An 18,076-nucleotide genomic window follows, 5' to 3' on the forward strand; every position below is an offset into this window, starting at 1 on the left:
ACTTGCGTGTGCTGCCAAACGTTCCAAACCCTTGCGCAGCTGGCGGGAAAGCCTGGTTCCGATTGGCACGCTCCGTGCATTGAGGAACTGCGCCACCATTTTTTACATCCCGGAGAACGACCCATGAACGTGAGCATCCCCAAGAGCCTGATCCTTGCCGGCCTCGCCCTGTCCGGCGCCGCATTCGCACAGACCGCCGCCCCTGCTGCGCCCGCCCCGGATTACACGCTGAGCTACAACGCTGGTGTCGTGACCGATTACCGCTACCGCGGCCTGACGCAGTCGCGCCAGCAGGCTGCCGTGCAGGGCGGCATCGATTTCGTGCACTCCAGCGGCTTCTACGTGGGCACCTGGGCCACCACGATCAAGTGGATCAAGGACGGCGGTGGCGATGCGCCGGTCGAGATCGACTTCTACGGCGGCTACAAGGGCACGGCTGGCGCCATCGGCTACGACGTGGGCGTGCTGCGCTACCAGTACCCCGGCCACGACCTGGTCAACAGCCCCAACACCACCGAGCTGTACGGCGCCGTGACCTACAGCATGTTCACGTTGAAGTACTCGCATGCCATCAGCGACCTGTTCGGCTTCGACGACAGCAAGAACAGCTACTACGTGGACCTGTCGGCCGCCTTCGACCTCGGCAACGGCTGGTCGCTGACGCCGCACATCGGCTACCAGAAGGTCAAGGTCGATGGCGACTATTCCTACACCGACTACTCGCTGACGCTGGGCAAGGACCTGGGCAGCGGCTGGTCTGCATCGGCTGCGCTGATCGGCACCGATGCCAACAAGGCCAACTACCGCACCATCAACGACAAGTTCGCCGGCAAGACGACGGTGGTGGTCGGCATCAAGTACGCATTCTGATTTTTTGTTCCTGAGGAGCCAGCCATGAAACTCGTAACGGCGGTCATCAAACCGTTCAAGCTCGACGAGGTCCGCGAGGCCTTGTCCGGCATCGGTGTGCAAGGCATCACCGTGACCGAAGTCAAGGGCTTCGGGCGCCAGAAGGGCCACACCGAGCTGTACCGCGGCGCGGAATACGTGGTCGACTTCCTGCCCAAGGTCAAGATCGAAGCGGCCGTGTCCGACGACCTCGTCGACCGCGTGATCGAAGCGGTCGAGAGCGCCGCGCGCACCGGCAAGATCGGCGACGGCAAGATCTTCGTGTACGACGTCGAGCAGGTCGTGCGCATCCGCACCGGCGAAACCGGCAAGGAGGCGCTGTAACAGCGCGCTCCCTTCAGAAAGAACATCGGCAATGAAAAAACTATTTGCTTCTCTCCTTCTTGGCATGGGCGTGTGGATCGGGGGATCCATGGCGCTGGCCCAGGCGCCGGCCGCTGAGCCGGCATCTGCCGCAGCACCTGCGGCCGAAGCCCCAGCTGCTGCCGCTGCGCCAGCTGCGGCACCCGCTGCGGCCGAGGCCGCACCGGCCGCGGCACCGGTTCCCAAAGTCGATTCCGGCGACACCGCCTGGATGCTGACCTCCACGCTGCTGGTCATCCTGATGACGTTGCCCGGCCTGGCCCTGTTCTACGGCGGCCTGGCGCGTTCCAAGAACATGCTGTCCGTGCTGATGCAGATCTTCGTGATCTTCTCGCTCATCAGCATCCTGTGGGCGATCTACGGCTACAGCCTGGCGTTCTCGGGCGACGGCAACTTCTATGGCGGATTCGACAAGATCTTCCTGAAGGGCGTCACCACCGAGACCTTCGGCGCGCTGACGACCATCCCGGAATACGTGTTCGTCGCCTTCCAGGGCACGTTCGCGGCCATCACGGTGGCGCTGATCGTCGGCTCGTTCGCCGAACGCATCAAGTTCGCCGGCGTGCTGGTGTTCGCCGTGCTGTGGTTCACCTTCAGCTACGTGCCGATGGCCCACATCGTGTGGGGCGGCGGCCTGCTGGGCAAGGATGGCGCGCTGGACTTCGCCGGCGGCACCGTGGTGCACATCAACGCCGGTGTCGCCGGCCTGGTGGGTGCCTACGTGCTGGGCAAGCGCATCGGCTACGGCCGCGAAGCCTTCACGCCGCACTCGCTGACGCTGACCATGGTCGGTGCCTCGCTGCTGTGGGTGGGCTGGTTCGGCTTCAACGCCGGCTCCGCCGGTGCCGCCAACGGCGCAGCCGGCCTGGCCTTCGTCAACACCGTGCTGGCCACGGCTGCCGCCACGCTGTCCTGGATCCTGGGCGAGAGCCTGCACAAGGGCAAGGCCTCGATGCTGGGCGCTGCGTCCGGTGCCGTTGCCGGCCTGGTCGCCGTGACGCCCGCCGCTGGCTTCGTCGGCCCGATGGGCTCCATCGTGCTGGGCCTGATCGCCGGCCTGGTCTGCCTGTGGGGCGTGGGTGGCTTGAAGCGCATGCTGGGTGCCGACGACTCGTTCGACGTGTTCGGCGTGCACGGCGTGGGCGGCATCGTGGGTGCCATCCTGACCGGCGTGTTCGCGGCCCAGAGCCTGGGTGGCACCGGCGGCCTGACGCCCGACACCTTCGCCATGGGCGCCCAGGTCTGGATCCAGATCAAGAGCGTGCTGTTCACCATCGTGTGGTCGGGTGTGGTCTCTTTCATCGCCTACAAGATCGCCGACATGACGGTGGGCCTGCGGGTCACGGAAGAGGAAGAACGCGAAGGCCTGGACATCTCGTCGCACGGCGAGACGGCCTACAACCGCTGAGGGGAATGGCGCGGCGGACCACCCGCCGCGCCCGACACGAGCGAGGTCTCCTGAAGAGGTTGGGCCCGCGGAGCGCAAGCTCTGCGGGCCTTTTTTTGTTCATGGCCGCCTTGAAAAAAGCTCAAGGCCACGCCCGGCGGTGCGCCTTACCATCGCCCGCATGACGACAACGACCCCACTGGAGGAGACCGTCGCGCGCGTGCGCGCCGCTGCCGCGAGCGGCCAGGCGCTGCGCATCGTCGGCGGTGGCAGCAAGGACGGCTACGGCCAGTCGCTGGTGGGCGAGCCGCTGGACGTGCGCGGCGTGGCGGGCATCGTCAGCTACGAGCCCAGCGAACTGGTGGTGACCGTGCGTGCCGGCACGCCGCTGGCGGAACTCGAGGCCGTGCTGGCCGAACGCGGCCAGTGCCTGCCGTTCGAACCCCCGCACCACCTGCCTGGCAGCGATGCGGCCGCGCCCAGCCGCGCCACCTGCGGCGGCATGCTGGCCGCAGGCTTGTCGGGTCCGGCGCGTGCCAGCAGCGGCGCAGTGCGCGACTTCGTGCTGGGACTGGAGCTGCTCAACGGCCGCGGCGAGTTGCTGCGCTTCGGCGGCCAGGTCATGAAGAACGTGGCCGGCTATGACGTGTCGCGGCTCATGGCCGGCGCACTGGGCACGCTGGGCGTGGTCACGGAGATGAGCCTCAAGGTGCTGCCCGTGGCGCCGGCCGAAGCCACGCTGCGCTTCGACCTGCCGCAGCACGAAGCGCTGCGCCAGCTGCATGCCTGGGGCGGCCAGCCCTTGCCGCTCAATGCCAGCTGCTGGCAGGCCGGCGAGGGCCTCACGCTGCGCCTGCGTGGTGCCGTGGCGGCCGTGGAAGCCGCCTGCGGCCGCCTCGGCGGCACAGCGCTGGCGCCCGGCGAAGCCGCGCACTTCTGGCAGGCCCGGCGCGACCTGCGCATGCCCTGGCCCGACGCCGGCAGCACGCGCGACCTGTGGCGCCTCTCTGTGCCGCAGACGGCACCGGTGCTCGACCTGCCCGGCGATCCGCTCATCGAATGGCATGGCGGCCAGCGCTGGCTGGCCGCCCCGCCCGCGCAGGCCGGGGCCGTGCGCGCGGCGGCACGCGCCGCTGGCGGCAGTGCCACGCTGTTCCTGGCCGCGGCCGGCGAGCGCAGCGGCGCACGCGCCGCGTTCTTCGATCCGTTGCCGCCGGCACTCGAGCGCATCCACCGTGCGCTCAAGGCCTCGTTCGATCCGGCCGGCATCTTCAACCGCGGCCGCCTGCACCCGGATTTCCAAACATGACACCCCCACGCTCACCGCTTCGTGTATCGCTGCCCCCCGAGGGGGCGCATCGGTGGTTGCTGGCGGCCGGGTGCCACTGATCATGCAAACCAATCTGTCCCCCGAGTACCAGGGCACGCCCGACGGCATCGCGGCCGAGGCCATCCTGCGCAAGTGCGTGCACTGCGGCTTCTGCACCGCCACCTGCCCCACCTACCAGCTGCTGGGCGACGAGCTGGACGGCCCGCGCGGCCGCATCTACCTCATGAAGCAGGTGCTCGAAGGCGCCGAGCCCACGCGGGCCACGCAGCTGCACCTGGACCGCTGCCTGACCTGCCGCAACTGCGAAAGCACCTGCCCTTCCGGCGTGGACTACGGCCACCTGGTCGACATCGGCCGCAAGCTCGTCGATGCCAAGGTGCCGCGCCCGGCCGGCGAACGCGCCGTGCGCTGGGCGCTCAAGGAGGGGCTGCCCTCGGCCGGTTTCGCGCCGGCCATGCGCGTGGGCCAGGCCGTGCGCGGCCTGTTGCCCGGCAAGCTGCGCGCCAAGGTGCCCGAGCGCCGCCCGCCGGGCGCGTGGCCGCAGCGCCGCCATGCGCGCAAGGTGTTGCTGCCCGAGGGCTGCGTGCAGCCGTCCATGGCGCCCGGCATCGACCGGGCCACGGCGCGTGTGCTCGACGCGGTCGGCATCACGGCCGTGCGCGTGCCGGCCGGCGGCTGCTGCGGCGCCGTCAAGTTCCACCTGAACGACCAGGACGCCGCCAAGGTCCAGATGCGCGCCAACATCGACGCCTGGTGGCCCTATGTGCGCGGCGAGGGCGACACCGCAGTCGAGGCCATCGTCGTCAACGCCTCTGGCTGCAGCGTGATGGTCAAGGACTACGGCCATGTGCTGCAGGGCGATCCGGCCTATGCCGAGAAGGCCCGCCGCGTGAGCAGCCTGGCGCGCGACCTGACGGAGTTGCTGCCGCAGATCGCCGAAGGATTGGCCCCGCGCTTCGCGGGGAAGAAGCCGTCCGGCGTGCTGGCCTTCCACCCCCCCTGCACCTTGCAGCACGGCCAGCAGCTGCGCGGCCTGGTCGAGCGCCACATGGGCGCGCTGGGCTTCGACGTGCAGGTCGCCGCCAGCGAATCGCACCTGTGCTGCGGCTCGGCCGGCACCTATTCGGTGTTGCAGCCCGAGATCGCGCAGCAGTTGCGCGACCGCAAGCTCGGCCACCTGCAGGCGCTGGCGCCCGAGACCATCGTGTCGGCCAACATCGGCTGCATCACCCACCTGCAGGGCGGTTGCAGCACGCCCGTGCGGCACTGGGTGGAAGTGCTGGACGAGGCCTTGCCCGCCTGAGCGCGGTCAGGCGGCGAGCGCGGCCGCGATGTCCTGGCCCAGGCTCTCGGGCTTGTCGGTCGGGGCATAGCGCTTGAGCACCTGGCCATCCTTGCCGACCAGGAACTTGGTGAAGTTCCACTTGATGGCCTTGGTGCCCAGCAGGCCTGGCGCCTCGCGCGTGAGCCACTGGTACAGCGGATGGGCGTCGTCGCCGTTGACGTCGATCTTGCCCATCATCTGGAAGCTCACGCCGTAGTTCTTCTGGCAGAACGCGCCGATCTCGTCGTTGCTGCCCGGGTCCTGGCGGCCGAACTGGTTGCACGGAAAGCCCAGCACCACCAGGCCCTGGCCGCCATAGGTCTTGTGCAGTTGCTCCAGCCCCGCGAACTGCGGCGTGAAGCCGCAGGCGCTGGCGGTGTTGACGATCAGCAGCGGCTTGCCCTTGAACTGCGCCAGCGCAACCGGCCGGCCGGCGATGTCCAGGGCTTCGAAGTCGTAGACGGCGGTCATGTCCGGTGCCTCAGTGCGTGTGGTCGTTGCGGGCGATTTCCAGCAGGTGCTCGACCTCGTCGGTGTGCACGCGGCAGTTGTACTGGTGCCAGCGCTGGATCACGAACATGAAGCCCGCCACCACGATGCCGAAGGCCGTGATGGCGCCGAACGCCGACAGGCCCAGCCCGGTCGACAGGCTGTAGAACGCGCCCAGGCCCAGGATGCAGGCCTGCTCGTTGAAATTCTGCACCGCGATCGAACGGCCGGCGCCCATGAGGTTGTGGCCGCGGTGCTGCAGCAGCGCGTTCATCGGCACCACCAGGAAGCCGCCCAGCCCGCCCAGCAGGATCAGGAAGGGCGCGGCCACCCAGACGTTGTCGATGAAGTTCATGCCGATCACCAGCAGGCCCATGGCGATGCCCAGCGGCATCACGCGCGTGGCCATGTCCAGCTTCATGCGCATCGAGGCGATCACCGCGCCGGCGGCCGTGCCGATGGCCACCACGCCCACCAGCGAGGAGGCCTGCGTGGTGCTGTAGCCCAGCGCCGCTGCGGCCCAGGCCAGCACGATATAGCGCAGGTTGCCCGACACGCCCCAGAACAGCGTGGTGGTGGACAGCGAGATCTGGCCCAGCCGGTCGTTCCACAGCCGCGAGTTGCAGCGCCAGAAATCGGGCAGCAGCGCCATCGTGTTCTTGGGCATGGGCCGCATGGGCACGCCGGTGGCGGGAATGCGCGTGTTGATCCAAGCCGCGATGGCGTAGATGAACACCAGCACGGCGATGGCGCCTTCGGCCGGTGTGTCGATGCCGGTGTCCACGAACGGCAGGTCGATCGCCAGCAGGCGGCTGGACACCGCATGGCCCACCAGCTGGCCGCCCAGCAGCACGCCCAGGATGATGGAGCCGATGGTCAGGCCCTCGATCCAGCCATTGGCCTTGACGAGCTGCGAGGGCGGCAGCAGCTCGGTGAGGATGCCGTACTTGGCGGGCGAGTAGGCCGCGGCCCCCAGGCCGACGATGGCGTAGGCCATGAGCGGGTGGCTGCCGAACAGCATCATGAGGCAGCCGACCACCTTGATCGCATTGCTCAGGAACATCACCTTGCCCTTGGGCATGGCGTCGGCGAAGGCACCCACGAAGGGCGCGAGGATCACGTAGAACAGCGCGAACATCGGCACCAGCGCGGCGCGCTGCCAGTCCGGTGCACCGCTGGCGCGCAGCAGCTCGATCGCGGCAATGAAGATCGCGTTGTCGGCCAGCGACGAAAAGAACTGGGCCGACATGATGGTGAAAAAACCGCGCTTCATCGCATGTCGTGGGGGCGATCAGTGGAGCTGATGCAAAGTGATAAGAGCTTGTCTGGTCAAGTGGCCGGCGGTTATATCACGGGGCCAATGCGAGAATTCTTCAAGTCCTTGCCACCGTTGCGCGGTTGCACAACGCCGCACTTCCTGCCATGCCCCGTCCCATCCAAGCCACGATCCACCATGCTGCACTGCGCAACAACCTGCAGCGTGCGCGCCGTTCGGCTGGCGATTCCAGGGTCTGGGCGGTGGTCAAGGCCAACGCCTACGGCCACGGCATCGAGCGCGTGTTCGAAGCATTGCGCGGGGCCGACGGCTTTGCGCTGCTCGACCTGGCCGAGGCCGAACGCGTGCGTGCATTGGGCTGGCGCGGCCCCATCCTGCTGCTCGAAGGCGTGTTCGAACCGCGCGACCTGGAGCTGTGCTCGCGCCTGTCGCTCTGGCATGCCGTGCACTGCGAGGCGCAGATCGACTGGCTGGCCGCGCACAAGACGCAGCAGGGCCACCGCGTGTTTCTCAAGCTCAACTCGGGCATGAACCGGCTGGGCTTTGCGCCGGCGAGCTTTCGCACCGCCTGGATGCGGCTGGATGCGCTGCCCCAGGTCGAGGAGATCTCGCTGATGACGCACTTCAGCGATGCCGATGGCGCCAAGGGCATCGCCGCGCAGATGGCCGCCTTCGACGAGGCCACGCGCGACCTGCCCGGCGAGCGCAGCGTGGCCAACAGCGCCGCCACGCTGCGCCATGCCGACAGCCCCGGCGTGCGCGGAGACTGGGTGCGGCCCGGCATCGCCGTCTACGGCGGCGCGCCCGACCATCCGGGCTTCGATGCCGCGCACTGGGGGCTGCAGCCCGCCATGACGCTGGCCTCCAAGGTCATCGGCGTGCAGGAGCTGCTGCCCGGCGACAGCGTGGGCTATGGCTCCAGCTTCGTCGCCGACACCGCCATGCGCATCGGCGTCGTCGCCTGCGGCTATGCCGACGGCTATCCGCGCCACTGCGGCACCGGCACGCCGGTGCTGGTGGACGGCGTGCGCACGCGGCTGGTCGGCCGCGTCAGCATGGACATGGTGACGGTCGACCTCACGCCCGTGCCGCAGGCGGCGCTGGGCAGCGCGGTCACGCTCTGGGGCCAGGCCGGCAACGGTGCCGTGCTGCCCGTCGACGAGGTCGCCCACGCGGGAGGCACCGTGGGCTACGAGCTCATGTGCGCACTGGCGCCGCGCGTGCCGGTGGTCGTGGCCACCGACTGACCGGCCCTCAGGCCGCCGCCGCCAGGCTGGGCGGGCTGGCCTTCACGCGTTCGTACAGGCTCTGTGCCGCCAGCGAGAGGCTGCGCTCGCGCCGGCGCACGAGGTAGATGCGGCGCTTGAGCCCACTCCAGGCCAGCGGCCGCGTCACCAGGCCCGGCTGCGCGAAGTGGAACAGCGTCAGCGCCGGCATCATGCTCACGCCCAGGCCGGCGCGCACCATGCCCATGGCGGTGGCGAGCTGGTCCACCTCCATGAGCGTCTGCATCTGCAGCGGATGCAGGGCCGCATCCAGGTACTGGCGCACGCTGGAGTTGCGCGCCATGTGCACGAACGGATAGGCCGCCACGTCGCGCGGGCGGATCTCGCGCAGCCGTGCCAGCGGGTGGCCGGCCGGGCACACCAGATGGAAGTCGTCGCTGCAGAAAGGCTCGGCGCGCAGCTCCTGCGTGTCGGCGCGCACGGCGGCCAGCGCGAAATCGGCCTGGCCCTGGCGCACCAGTTCCACGCAGGGTTCGGACAGCACATCGGACACGGCGATCTCCACACCGGGATGGGCGGCGCGGTAGTCGCGCAGGATGCCCGGCAGCCAGCCTGCCGCCAGCGAAGGCAGCAGGGCGATCGACACCCGGCCGCGCCGCAGGGCCAGCTGGTCCGACACGCCGGCCAGCGCCGCGTCGAACTCGGCCAGCACGCGCCGCGCCGAAAGCTCGAATTCCAACCCCTCGGGCGTGGGCGCCACATGGCGCGTGCTGCGGTCGAACAGGCGCAGGCCCAGCGCGGCCTCCAGCTGGCCGATCAAGGCGCTGAAGGCCGGTTGCGACAGATGGCACTGCGCAGCCGCGCGTGTGAAGCTGCGCTGTTCGGCCAGCGCCACGAAGGCCTGCAGCTGGCGCATGGAGACGTTGGAGCGGGCCGGCTGATTCATTTGCAATGCCGATGAATTGATCCGAACTTTCGAATTCACAGATGAAGGGGCGGACTCTACATTGCGGCGGGAACACATCTGAGGAGACACGTGGACCAGACCATCCTGCGCATCGGCTGCGCGGCCGGCTTCTCGGGCGACCGCACCGACGCGGCCGCGCCCGTGGTGCGCTCGCTCATCGCCGCCGGCGGCCCTGCGTTCCTGATCTTCGAAACGCTGGCCGAGCGCACGCTGGCGCTGGCCCAGCTGGCGCGCCGTGCCGATCCCGAAGCCGGCTACGAGCCGCTGCTGCCCGACCTGCTGCGCCCGGTGCTGGCCGACTGCCTGGCCCATGGCGTGCGCATCGTCAGCAACTTCGGCGCGGCCCATCCGGCCAGCGCGGCCCGCCGCATCCATGCCCTGGCCCGCGAACTGGGCCTGCCGGCCCCGCGCATCGCCGTCGTGCTGGGCGACGACGTGTCCGGCGCCGCGCAGCGCCCGCTGCTGCAGGCTGCGCTGGGCCCGGCGCTGGACGCGCTGGACCTGGTCTCGGCCAACGCCTACCAGGGCGCCGAGGCGATTGCCGACGCGCTGTTGGCCGGCGCCGACATCGTGGTCTGCGGCCGCGTGGCCGACCCCTCGCTGGCGGTGGGGCCGGCACTGGCGCATTTCGGCTGGGCCCGCGACGACTGGACCCGCCTGGCGCGCGCCACCATGGCCGGCCACCTGCTCGAATGCGGCACCCAGGTCACGGGCGGCTACTACGCCGACCCGGGCTACAAGGACATCCCCGGCATGGCCGCGCTGGGCTACCCGATCGCCGAGATCGATGCCGATGGCCACTGCACCATCACCAAGCCGGCCGGCACCGGCGGGCGCATCGACGCGCACACCGTCAAGGAACAGCTGCTCTACGAGGTGCACGACCCGGCCGCCTACCTGACGCCCGACGTGGTGGCCGACATCACCGAGGCCGAGGTGGAAGAACTGGGCCCCGACCGCGTGCGCCTGAAGGGCGTGCGCGGCCATGCGCGGCCCGCCACGCTCAAGGTCAATGTCTGCCATGCCACGGGCTGGCTGGCGGAGGGCGAGATCTCGTATGCCGGCGCGCGCGCCGAGGGCCGCGCCCGTCTCGCCGCGCAGATCCTGCGCGAGCGCCTGGCCGGCCTGGGCCCGCTGCGCGCCGACCTGATCGGCGTGGCCAGCGTGTTCGCCGACGACGGCGGCGCCTGGCTGGACCGCCTGCCCGACAGCGGTGCCCGCGACGTGCGCCTGCGCGTGGCCATGAACCACCGCGACCGGGCCAGCGCCGAGCGCCTGGCGCGCGAGGTCACCGCGCTGTACACCTGCGGCCCGGCCGGCGGCGGCGGTGTGCGCACGGCGCTGCGCCAGCGCCTGGGCACCGTCTCCTGCGTACTGCCGCGCGAGCAGGCGCCCACGTCGTTCCGTTTCATCGAGGCAGGCGCATGACGTCCATCACCGTCCCCCTCTACCGCGCCGCCCACGGCCGCACCGGCGACAAGGGCAACCGCTCCAACATCAGCGTGATCGCCTGGCACCCGGACCTGTGGCCCTTGCTGCTGGAGCAGGTGACCGAGGCGGCGGTGGCCGCGCAGTTCGCGCACCGCCAGCCGGCCCGCGTCACGCGCCACGTGCTGCCGCGCCTGCAGGCCATGAACTTCGTGCTCGACGAGGTGCTGGACGGCGGCGTCAACGACGCGCTGAACCTGGACAGCCATGGCAAGGCGCTGTCCTTCCTGCTGCTGGACCTGCCCATCCTGGTGCCGCCCGCGCTGCTGCCGCTGCTGGCCGGCCCGCCACCCGAACCGCCCCACTGACTTTCAATCCACAGGAGACAAGACCGATGCAACAACGTTTCAACCCCCGCCGCACCTGGCTGGCCGCCGCGCTGGCGCTGGCCGCCGGCAGCCTGGCACCGCAGCTCGCGGCCGCCCAGTCCTTCCCGGCCAAGCCCATCACCTTCGTCGTGCCGTTCGCGGCCGGCAGCGCCACCGACCAGATCGCGCGCGCGCTGGGCCAGTCCATCACCGACCAGACCAAACAGCCCGTGGTCGTCGACAACAAGGGCGGCGCCAGCGGCCAGATCGCCGCCAGCCAGGTCGCGCGCGCGCCGGCCGACGGCTACACCGTGCTGATCACCACCAACACCACGCACGCGGCCAACGAGCACCTGTACAGGAAGCTCAGCTACGACCCGGTCAAGGACTTCGCGCCCATCACCGGCCTGGGCAAGGGCGGTCAGGTGCTCGTGGTGCGGCCGGACGCACCGTACAAGAACGTCATGGACCTCGTGGCCGCGGCCAAGAAGACACCGGGCAAGCTCAGCTTCGGCAGCGGCAGCTCCTCCAGCCGCATGGCCGGCGAGATGTTCAAGCAGCTCTCGGGCACCGACATCCTGCACGTGCCCTACAAGAGCAACCCCAACGCGATCACCGACCTCATGGGCGGGCAGATCGACTTCATGATCACCGACACCTCCACAGGCGTGCCCCAGGTCAAGGGCGGCAAGCTCAAGGCGCTGGGCATCTCCACGGTCGAGCGCAACCCGCTGCTGCCCGAGGTGCCCACCATCGCCGAGGCCGGCGTGAAGGGCTACGACATGGGCTACTGGTTCGCCGCGTACGCGCCGGCCGGCACGCCGCCCGCGGTGGTCGCCAGGCTGCAGGAGCTGCTGGCGGCCGGTGCCAGGAGCGCCGCGGCCAAGAGCTTCTTCGAAGGCAGCGGCTCGGTGGCCTGGACCACCAGCCCGGATGAACTCGCCAGGTTCCAGGCGGCCGAGACGGCCAAGTGGGGCAAGGTGATCAAGGCGGCGGGCATCGAGCCCGAGTGAGCCCGCGGCCGGGTGAGCCGGCCTGCCCGGGACACAAGAACCATCACCGTCCCGCGATCCGTCAGCCAGGGCCATGCACGGCTGCGCAGTGCAGGGCGCAGCCATGCCCGGACAACCACAGAGGAGACAACGATGCGACTTCATTTCATCCGCGGCCTGGCCGGCTGCGCCACGCTGGTCGCGCTCGGCGCCTGCGGCGGTTCCGGTGACGACGGCACGCCCGTCGCCACCGCCAAGGCCTGCGATGCCGGCGCGCTGGCCACGGTGCAGCTCAGCGGCGCCGCCATCACGGGCGCCACGCCGGTCGCGGCCGGCAGCTACACGCCGCCCGGCGGCGGCACGGCGATCGCCAACCTGCCAGCGTTCTGCCGGATCACGGGCCGGGCCACGCCGACGGGCGACTCGCTGATCAACTTCGAGGTCTGGGTGCCCGATGGCGCCGCCTGGAACGGCAAGATGGTCGTCACCGGCAACGGTGGCTACAGCCCCGCGCTCAGCACGAACGACATGGCCTACGCCATGCGCCAGGGCTATGCGGTGGTCGGCGGCGACACGGGCCACCAGTCGACCGACCCCAACGAGATGTTGTGGGGCGTGGGCCATCCCGAGAAGATCCGCGACTGGGGCACGCGCTCCATCCACGCCATCACGGCGCCCTCGCGCGCGCTGATCGCGGGCCTGGCGGCCAAGGAGCCCAGCCGCGCCCACTACTACGGCTGCTCCACCGGTGGCCACCAGGGCTACGCCGAGATGCAACGCTATCCCGACGACTTCGACGGCGTGATCGCCGGCGCGCCCGGCAACAACCGCACGCGGCTCAACGTGGAGTTCCTGCACCGCTACCTGTCCAACCGCGCCGCCGGCACCAGCGGCCCCGTGATCCTGACCGCGGCCAAGGCCAGCCTGATCACGCAGCGCGCCATCGCCGCCTGCGACGCGCTGGACGGCGTGGCCGACGGCGTGATGGAGAACCCGCTGGCCTGCACGTCCGACAAGTTCGATGTGGCCAGCCTGCAGTGCACGGGTGCCGACGCGGCCGACTGCCTGACCGCCGAGCAGGTGGCCGTGGCGCAGAAGATCTACGCCGGTCCGAAGAACGCGCGCACCGGCGCCCAGATCTACCCGGGCCTGCCCGTCGGCAGCGAAGCGGGCTGGTCGGGCTACTGGGGCGGCGCCGAGCCCGTGCGTGCCGATTACTGGCGGCTGTGGGTGTTCGCCAACCCGCAGTGGAGCTGGTGGACCTTCGACTACGACCGCGACCTCGCGTACGCCGACGCGACGGTCAGCCCGCTGGCGGACCAGACCAGCGCCAACCTGTCGGCCTTCCAGGCCTCGGGCGGCAAGGCCATCGTGTTCCAGGGCTGGCAGGACGCGGTGGTCAACCCGGTCGACACCATCGCCTACGCTGAGCGCGTGAAGGCGGCCCAGGGCTCGCAGGCCGCGCTCGACAGCTTCTACCGCCTGTTCCTGGTGCCCGGCATGGGCCATTGCGGTGGCGGCAGCGGCGCCACCACCTTCGGCAACAGCGGCAGCCAGGCCCCCAACGCCAGCGCATCCAACGACCTGCTCATGGCGCTGGACCGCTGGGTGGAGCAGGGCACTGCGCCGGACAGCATCGTGGCCACGCGCGTGGCCGGCGGTGCCGTGGTGCGCACGCGGCCGCTTTGCGCCTGGCCCAAGACCGCCGTCTACCAGGGCAGCGGCATCACCGACGAGGCCGCGAATTTCCGCTGTCAGTGAACGTTGAACCGAGGAGACCCACCATGCACACCATCTTCAAGACCACAGGACTGCTCGTTGCCGGGCTGCTGGCCGCCTGCGGCGGCAGCGGCGACGACACGCCCGCTGCCGCGGCACCGCAGCTCAGGCTCAGCATCACCGCCACCGAGGACTTCCCCGGCAGCTACGGCAGCGTGGGCGCGTACGAGAAGCTGACCGGCAGCATCAGCGGCGAGGTCGATCCCAAGGACCCGAAGAACGCCGTGATCCAGGACCTGGCGCTGGCACCCGTCAACGCGCGCGGCATGGTCGAGTACAGCGCCGAATTCGTGCTGCTCAAGCCCAAGGACATGTCCAAGGCCGGCGGCGTGCTGCGCTACGACGCGCCCAACCGCGGCAACATCCTGACGATGCTCAACCCTGCGGCCACGCCCAGCGATGCCGTGTACCTGGAGCGCGGCTACGTGCTGCTCTACTCGGCCTGGCAGGGCGACGTGCCCAAGAGCAGCGCGGCACGGCTGACGGCCACGGTGCCCGTGGCGAAGAATGCCGACGGCAGCAGCATCACCGGCACCTACCGCAGCGAGCTCGTGCCCTCGGCCGCCACACCCGTCATGGCGCTGCCCGGCGGCGTGTTCAACGGCACCATGATCCCCTACGCGCCCGCCAGCCTGGACAACACGCTGCCCGGCTACTCGCTCACGCGCCGCGTCAACGAGACCGATGCGCGCCAGCTGGTCCCGGCCAGCGACTGGAAGTTCGCCGACTGCAGCGCGGCCAACGCCTTCCCGGGCACGGCAGACGGCAGCAAGGTCTGCCTCAAGGGCGGCTTCGACCCGAAGTACCTGTACGAACTGGTCTACGTGGCCAAGGACCCCAAGGTCATGGGCGTGGGCCTGGCCGCGCTGCGCGACACGGTGACCTTCTTCCGCAAGGCCACGGCCGACAGCGCAGGCACCGCCAACCCGCTGGCCGGCCGCATCACGCACGCCATCGGCCAGGGCACCTCGCAGTCGGGCAACGCCATGAAGACCTTCCTGCACCTGGGCTTCAACCAGGCGCTGGACGGCGGCAAGGTGTTCGACGGCATGTACGCCCACGTGGCCGCGCGCCAGACCAACATCAACACGCGCTTCGCCGTGCCGGGCGGCGGTGGCGGCCTGCGCACCGACCACACCGCGTTCGGCCAGACCGCACCGCGCGGGCTGGCGGCCGACTACGTGGACGACGTGAGCGGCCGCCAGGGCGGCGTGATGAAGCGCTGCACGGCCAGCAACACCTGCCCGCGGTTCTTCCTGGGGCTGTCGGGCACCGAGTTCTGGCAGCTGCAGGGCTCGCCGGTGCTGACCGACGCCTTCGGCCTGCGCGACCTGGCCCAGCCCGACAACGCGCGCATCTACTACTACGCCAGCACCCAGCACGGCGGCACCGGCGGCACGGCCAGCATCGGCTACGCCCCCACGCGCAACGTCTACCCGGCCGGCACCGTGGTGCACTTCACCGACACCTTCCGCGCGCTGTTCATCGCGCTGGAGGACTGGGTGGTGCGCGGCACCGAGCCGCCGGCCAGCCAGGTGCCCAAGTTGGCCGACGGCACGCTGGCGCGGCCGGACCAGCTGGTCTTCCCGACGATGAAGGGGCTGACCTGGCCGGTGTCCGGCACGGCCACCGCGATCCCGGACTTCAACTACCTCGCGCGCTACAACGGCTTCCCGCTGTTCGACTTCGGCCCGCAGTACATCCCGCAGGACGAATCGGGCATCGCCACGCTGCTGCCGCCTTACTACACGGGCCGCGACTACGCGATCCTGGTGCCGCAGGTGGACCCGGCCACGGGACTGACCCGCGCCGGCATCAAGAGCGTGGAGGCGCGCGCGCCGCTGGGCACCAGCATCGAGTTCAACTACGTGGCCACGCCGGGCATCGTCGACCTGTCGAACCTGACCGGCAGCTTCATCCCGTTCCACACCACCGAGGCAGCGCGCCTGGCGGCCGGCGACACCCGGCCCTCGCTGCAATCGCTGTACGGCACGCAGGCGGGCTACGTGGCGGCGGTCACGGCGGCGGCCAACCAGCTGGTGGCCGAACGCTTGCTGCTGCAGCGCGACGCGGACCTGCGGATCCAGCAGGCCACGGGCACCACGGTGCTGCCGTGAAGGTGTTCAGTACAGCCCGCGCCCGCGGGCGTGCAGCCGCGCCAGGCCGAACAAGGCGTCGGTGAACGGCGTCGGCGCCTGCGTGATCTGCCCCAGCTCGCGCACGGCGCCGACCAGTGCGTCGAGCTCCACGGGCCGGCCGGCCTCCACGTCCTGCAGCATCGAGGTCTTGAACGCGCCCAGCTTGCGCGTCACCGCGTGGCGGTCTTCGGGCTGCTGCGCGATCGGGATGCCGATGCGCGCGCCGATCTCCTTGGCTTCCAGCATCACCTGGGTGACCAGGCCGCGCACCAGGTCGTCGTCCATGATGCGGTCGGTGGTCGCGCCCGTGATGGCACTGATCGGGTTCACCGTCATGTTGCCCCAGAGCTTGTACCAGCAGTCCTTCTGGATCTGGTCGGCCACCTGGGTCTCGATGCCGGCGCGTGCCAGCAGCGCGGCCAGCGCCTGCACGCGTTCGCTGGCGCCGCCCGCCGGCTCGCCCAGGATCAGCTGGTTGCCGAAATGGTGCTTGACGAAGCCCGGCCCGTGCAGCGCGCAGCTCGCGTGCACGATGCAGCCCAGCACGGTCTCAGCCGGGATGGCGGCGGCGATCCGCCGGCCCGGGTCCACGCTCTCCAGGGTGCGGCCTGCATAGGCGCCGCCGAAGCCCTGGAAGAACCACCATGGCACCCCGTTCATGGCCGTCAGCACCACCGTCTCGGGCCCCAGCAGCGGCGCGATGCGCTGCGCCACCTGGGCCATGGCCGGCGCCTTGACGGCCACCAGCACGAGGTCCTGCACGCCCAGGTCGGCCGGGTCGGCGCTGGCGCGGACCGGCGCCGCCAGCGTCTGGCCGCCCTGGTCCAGCCGCAGGCCGTGGGCCTGCAGCGCGGCCAGTGTCTCGCCGCGGGCCACCGCACTGAGGTCGCAGCCGGCCTGGGCCAGCCGCGCGCCGATCCAGCCACCGATGGCGCCCGCGCCGAACACGCAGACGCGGTCGAACCGCACCGGCATCAGCCCTCCGCCGTGAAGCCCACGGCCTTCACGATCGGGCCCCACTTGGCCGTGTCGCGCGCCACCAGGTCGGCCAGCTCCGCCGGCGAGGACGACATGGCTTCCAGCCCGAAGGTGGCCAGGCCGTCCACCACGTCCTTGTTCGCCAGCGCGGCCTTCATCGCGGCGTTGAGGTGGGTGACGGTGTCCGCCGGCGTCTTGGCCGGCAGGAAGAAGGCGAACCACTCGCTGTGCGTGCCTTCCTTGATGCCCTGCTCCTCGTAGGTCGGCACGTCGGGCGCGAAGCGGTTGCGCTTGCTGCCCGACACGCCCAGGATGCGCACCTTGCCGCTGGCCAGGTGCTGGGTCAGGTCGCCGACCGGGCCCGACACCGCCGAGACGTTGCCGCCCAGCAGGTCCAGCATGGCCGGCTGGGTGCCGCGGTAGGCCGCGTGCTTCAAGTCCACGCCCGCGCTCTTGCCCAGCAGCGCACCGATGAAGTGCGGCGTGGAGCCGGCGGCCGGCGAGCCGAAGTTGGCGCCGGCCGGGTTGGCCTTGGCCCAGGCCAGGAACTCGGGCACGCTCTTCACGCTGGCCGGCACAGCCGGGCCCACGGCCAGGCCGAAGTCGAACACGCAGCCCAGCGAGACGGGCGCCAGGTCGGTCTTGGGGTCGTATGCCAGCTTCTTGTAGATGTGCGGGTAGATCGTCAGCATCGACGTGGGCGTCTGCAGCATGGTGGCGCCGTCCGCTGCGGCCGACTTGACGAACTGGATCGCGATCTGCCCGCCCGCGCCGGTGCGGTTCTCCACCACGGCGGTCTTGGCGTAGCTGGGCGCCAGCTGGGTGGCCACGCGCCGGCAGATGGTGTCCGACGTGCCGCCGGCCGCGAAGCCGGTGACGATGCGCAGCAGCTCGGGATGGGCCTGGGCCAGGGCCTGCTGGCCAATGGCCGACAGCAGGGCGCCGGCGCTGGCGGATTGCAGCAGTTGGCGGCGGTTCATGGACATGTTTGTTCTCCTCGGGTGGACAAGTTTTGCGCGGCATTGGACCGCTGGGCGCGCCATTGTGGGCGCGCGCCGACGCCGCCGATACCCGTGTTTTCTAGTATGTTGCAGTGCGCCATGGGCCGGCGCCGGGCGTTCC

The 18,076-nt window shown here is 70.3% G+C and carries 16 protein-coding genes; 11 read left to right on the plus strand and 5 right to left on the minus strand.

All coding sequences use genetic code 11. The features are described 5' to 3' along the window. The first annotated feature begins 123 nt into the window (after window positions 1–123). From ASF44_RS03270 to glcF, 5 genes are all read left to right on the plus strand, one after another. Window positions 124–870, plus strand: coding sequence for a TorF family putative porin (locus ASF44_RS03270; RefSeq protein WP_056897709.1), 747 nt, complete (start codon window positions 124–126; stop codon window positions 868–870). Between the two features lie 24 nt (window positions 871–894). Next, entirely contained in the window at window positions 895–1,233 is a 339-nt protein-coding gene (gene glnK / locus ASF44_RS03275) for a P-II family nitrogen regulator (protein WP_056671108.1), read from the plus strand. Between the two features lie 31 nt (window positions 1,234–1,264). Next, window positions 1,265–2,680, plus strand: coding sequence for an ammonium transporter (locus ASF44_RS03280; protein WP_056897710.1), 1,416 nt, complete (start codon window positions 1,265–1,267; stop codon window positions 2,678–2,680). 160 nt (window positions 2,681–2,840) lie between these two features. Beyond that, window positions 2,841–3,968 (plus strand): glycolate oxidase subunit GlcE, encoded by a 1,128-nt coding sequence (gene glcE, locus ASF44_RS03285; RefSeq protein WP_056897711.1) that lies wholly within the window; start codon window positions 2,841–2,843, stop codon window positions 3,966–3,968. An 82-nt stretch (window positions 3,969–4,050) separates the two neighbouring features. After that, the gene (glcF, locus tag ASF44_RS03290; RefSeq protein ID WP_056898182.1) at window positions 4,051–5,292 is read left to right on the plus strand and encodes a glycolate oxidase subunit GlcF; all 1,242 of its coding nucleotides are present in this window, start codon (window positions 4,051–4,053) and stop codon (window positions 5,290–5,292) included. 6 nt (window positions 5,293–5,298) lie between these two features. On the opposite strand, the gene ASF44_RS03295 is transcribed toward glcF, so the two are convergent. Together ASF44_RS03295 and lplT are read right to left on the minus strand one after the other, a co-directional pair. Beyond that, the gene (locus tag ASF44_RS03295; protein WP_056897712.1) at window positions 5,299–5,784 is read right to left on the minus strand and encodes a glutathione peroxidase; all 486 of its coding nucleotides are present in this window, start codon (window positions 5,782–5,784) and stop codon (window positions 5,299–5,301) included. Between the two features lie 10 nt (window positions 5,785–5,794). Continuing rightward, on the minus strand, window positions 5,795–7,075 hold the full coding sequence (lplT, locus tag ASF44_RS03300) for a lysophospholipid transporter LplT (protein ID WP_056897713.1): 1,281 nt from the start codon (window positions 7,073–7,075) through the stop codon (window positions 5,795–5,797). Window positions 7,076–7,224: 149 nt separating this feature from the next. On the opposite strand from lplT, the gene alr reads away from it, so the two are divergent. Further along, window positions 7,225–8,325: an alanine racemase gene (gene alr, locus ASF44_RS03305; RefSeq protein ID WP_056898183.1), complete on the plus strand. Its 1,101-nt coding sequence runs from the start codon at window positions 7,225–7,227 to the stop codon at window positions 8,323–8,325. Window positions 8,326–8,332: 7 nt separating this feature from the next. Here the strand turns inward: alr and ASF44_RS03310 are convergent, their stop codons facing one another. Further along, on the minus strand, window positions 8,333–9,250 hold the full coding sequence (locus ASF44_RS03310; protein WP_056897714.1) for a LysR family transcriptional regulator: 918 nt from the start codon (window positions 9,248–9,250) through the stop codon (window positions 8,333–8,335). A 90-nt stretch (window positions 9,251–9,340) separates the two neighbouring features. Here ASF44_RS03310 and ASF44_RS03315 point away from each other — a divergent pair, with 90 nt between their 5' ends. The 5 genes from ASF44_RS03315 (at window position 9,341) to ASF44_RS03335 (ending at window position 15,955) form a co-directional block, all read left to right on the plus strand. After that, complete coding sequence (locus ASF44_RS03315) at window positions 9,341–10,699, plus strand: acyclic terpene utilization AtuA family protein (RefSeq protein WP_056897715.1); 1,359 nt, start codon at window positions 9,341–9,343, stop codon at window positions 10,697–10,699. Beyond that, window positions 10,696–11,067: a hypothetical protein gene (locus tag ASF44_RS03320; protein WP_056897716.1), complete on the plus strand. Its 372-nt coding sequence runs from the start codon at window positions 10,696–10,698 to the stop codon at window positions 11,065–11,067. The genes ASF44_RS03315 and ASF44_RS03320 overlap by 4 nt, the downstream gene beginning before the upstream one ends. A gap of 26 nt (window positions 11,068–11,093) precedes the next feature. Beyond that, a complete protein-coding gene (locus tag ASF44_RS03325; protein ID WP_056897717.1) occupies window positions 11,094–12,080 on the plus strand; it encodes a tripartite tricarboxylate transporter substrate binding protein in 987 nt (328 codons plus the stop codon). 132 nt (window positions 12,081–12,212) lie between these two features. Then, window positions 12,213–13,820: a tannase/feruloyl esterase family alpha/beta hydrolase gene (locus tag ASF44_RS03330; RefSeq protein WP_056897718.1), complete on the plus strand. Its 1,608-nt coding sequence runs from the start codon at window positions 12,213–12,215 to the stop codon at window positions 13,818–13,820. Between the two features lie 23 nt (window positions 13,821–13,843). Then, the gene (locus ASF44_RS03335) at window positions 13,844–15,955 is read left to right on the plus strand and encodes an alpha/beta hydrolase domain-containing protein (RefSeq protein ID WP_056897719.1); all 2,112 of its coding nucleotides are present in this window, start codon (window positions 13,844–13,846) and stop codon (window positions 15,953–15,955) included. 6 nt (window positions 15,956–15,961) lie between these two features. Here the strand turns inward: ASF44_RS03335 and ASF44_RS03340 are convergent, their stop codons facing one another. Both ASF44_RS03340 and ASF44_RS03345 read right to left on the minus strand, forming a co-directional pair. Beyond that, complete coding sequence (locus ASF44_RS03340; RefSeq protein ID WP_056897720.1) at window positions 15,962–16,951, minus strand: 2-dehydropantoate 2-reductase; 990 nt, start codon at window positions 16,949–16,951, stop codon at window positions 15,962–15,964. Continuing rightward, window positions 16,951–17,940 carry a Bug family tripartite tricarboxylate transporter substrate binding protein gene (locus tag ASF44_RS03345; protein WP_056897721.1) on the minus strand — a complete coding sequence of 330 codons (990 nt, stop codon included), beginning with the start codon at window positions 17,938–17,940 and terminating at the stop codon, window positions 16,951–16,953. The genes ASF44_RS03340 and ASF44_RS03345 overlap by 1 nt, the downstream gene beginning before the upstream one ends. Window positions 17,941–18,076: the final 136 nt, after the last annotated feature.

The organism is Pseudorhodoferax sp. Leaf274 (assembly GCF_001422445.1).
Taxonomy (GTDB): Bacteria; Pseudomonadota; Gammaproteobacteria; order Burkholderiales; family Burkholderiaceae_C; genus Pseudorhodoferax.

Bases quoted from the DNA above. Each gene is read 5' to 3' on its own strand.
- glcF (WP_056898182.1), top strand. From the start codon at position 4,051: ATGCAAACCAATCTGTCCCCCGAGTACCAGGGCACGCCCGACGGCATC.
- ASF44_RS03345 (WP_056897721.1), bottom strand. From the start codon at position 17,940: ATGTCCATGAACCGCCGCCAACTGCTGCAATCCGCCAGCGCCGGCGCC.
- ASF44_RS03335 (WP_056897719.1), top strand. From the start codon at position 13,844: ATGCACACCATCTTCAAGACCACAGGACTGCTCGTTGCCGGGCTGCTG.
- ASF44_RS03270 (WP_056897709.1), top strand. From the start codon at position 124: ATGAACGTGAGCATCCCCAAGAGCCTGATCCTTGCCGGCCTCGCCCTG.
- ASF44_RS03295 (WP_056897712.1), bottom strand. From the start codon at position 5,784: ATGACCGCCGTCTACGACTTCGAAGCCCTGGACATCGCCGGCCGGCCG.
- alr (WP_056898183.1), top strand. From the start codon at position 7,225: ATGCCCCGTCCCATCCAAGCCACGATCCACCATGCTGCACTGCGCAAC.
- ASF44_RS03320 (WP_056897716.1), top strand. From the start codon at position 10,696: ATGACGTCCATCACCGTCCCCCTCTACCGCGCCGCCCACGGCCGCACC.
- ASF44_RS03310 (WP_056897714.1), bottom strand. From the start codon at position 9,250: ATGAATCAGCCGGCCCGCTCCAACGTCTCCATGCGCCAGCTGCAGGCC.
- ASF44_RS03280 (WP_056897710.1), top strand. From the start codon at position 1,265: ATGAAAAAACTATTTGCTTCTCTCCTTCTTGGCATGGGCGTGTGGATC.
- glnK (WP_056671108.1), top strand. From the start codon at position 895: ATGAAACTCGTAACGGCGGTCATCAAACCGTTCAAGCTCGACGAGGTC.
- lplT (WP_056897713.1), bottom strand. From the start codon at position 7,075: ATGAAGCGCGGTTTTTTCACCATCATGTCGGCCCAGTTCTTTTCGTCG.
- ASF44_RS03330 (WP_056897718.1), top strand. From the start codon at position 12,213: ATGCGACTTCATTTCATCCGCGGCCTGGCCGGCTGCGCCACGCTGGTC.
- ASF44_RS03325 (WP_056897717.1), top strand. From the start codon at position 11,094: ATGCAACAACGTTTCAACCCCCGCCGCACCTGGCTGGCCGCCGCGCTG.
- glcE (WP_056897711.1), top strand. From the start codon at position 2,841: ATGACGACAACGACCCCACTGGAGGAGACCGTCGCGCGCGTGCGCGCC.
- ASF44_RS03340 (WP_056897720.1), bottom strand. From the start codon at position 16,951: ATGCCGGTGCGGTTCGACCGCGTCTGCGTGTTCGGCGCGGGCGCCATC.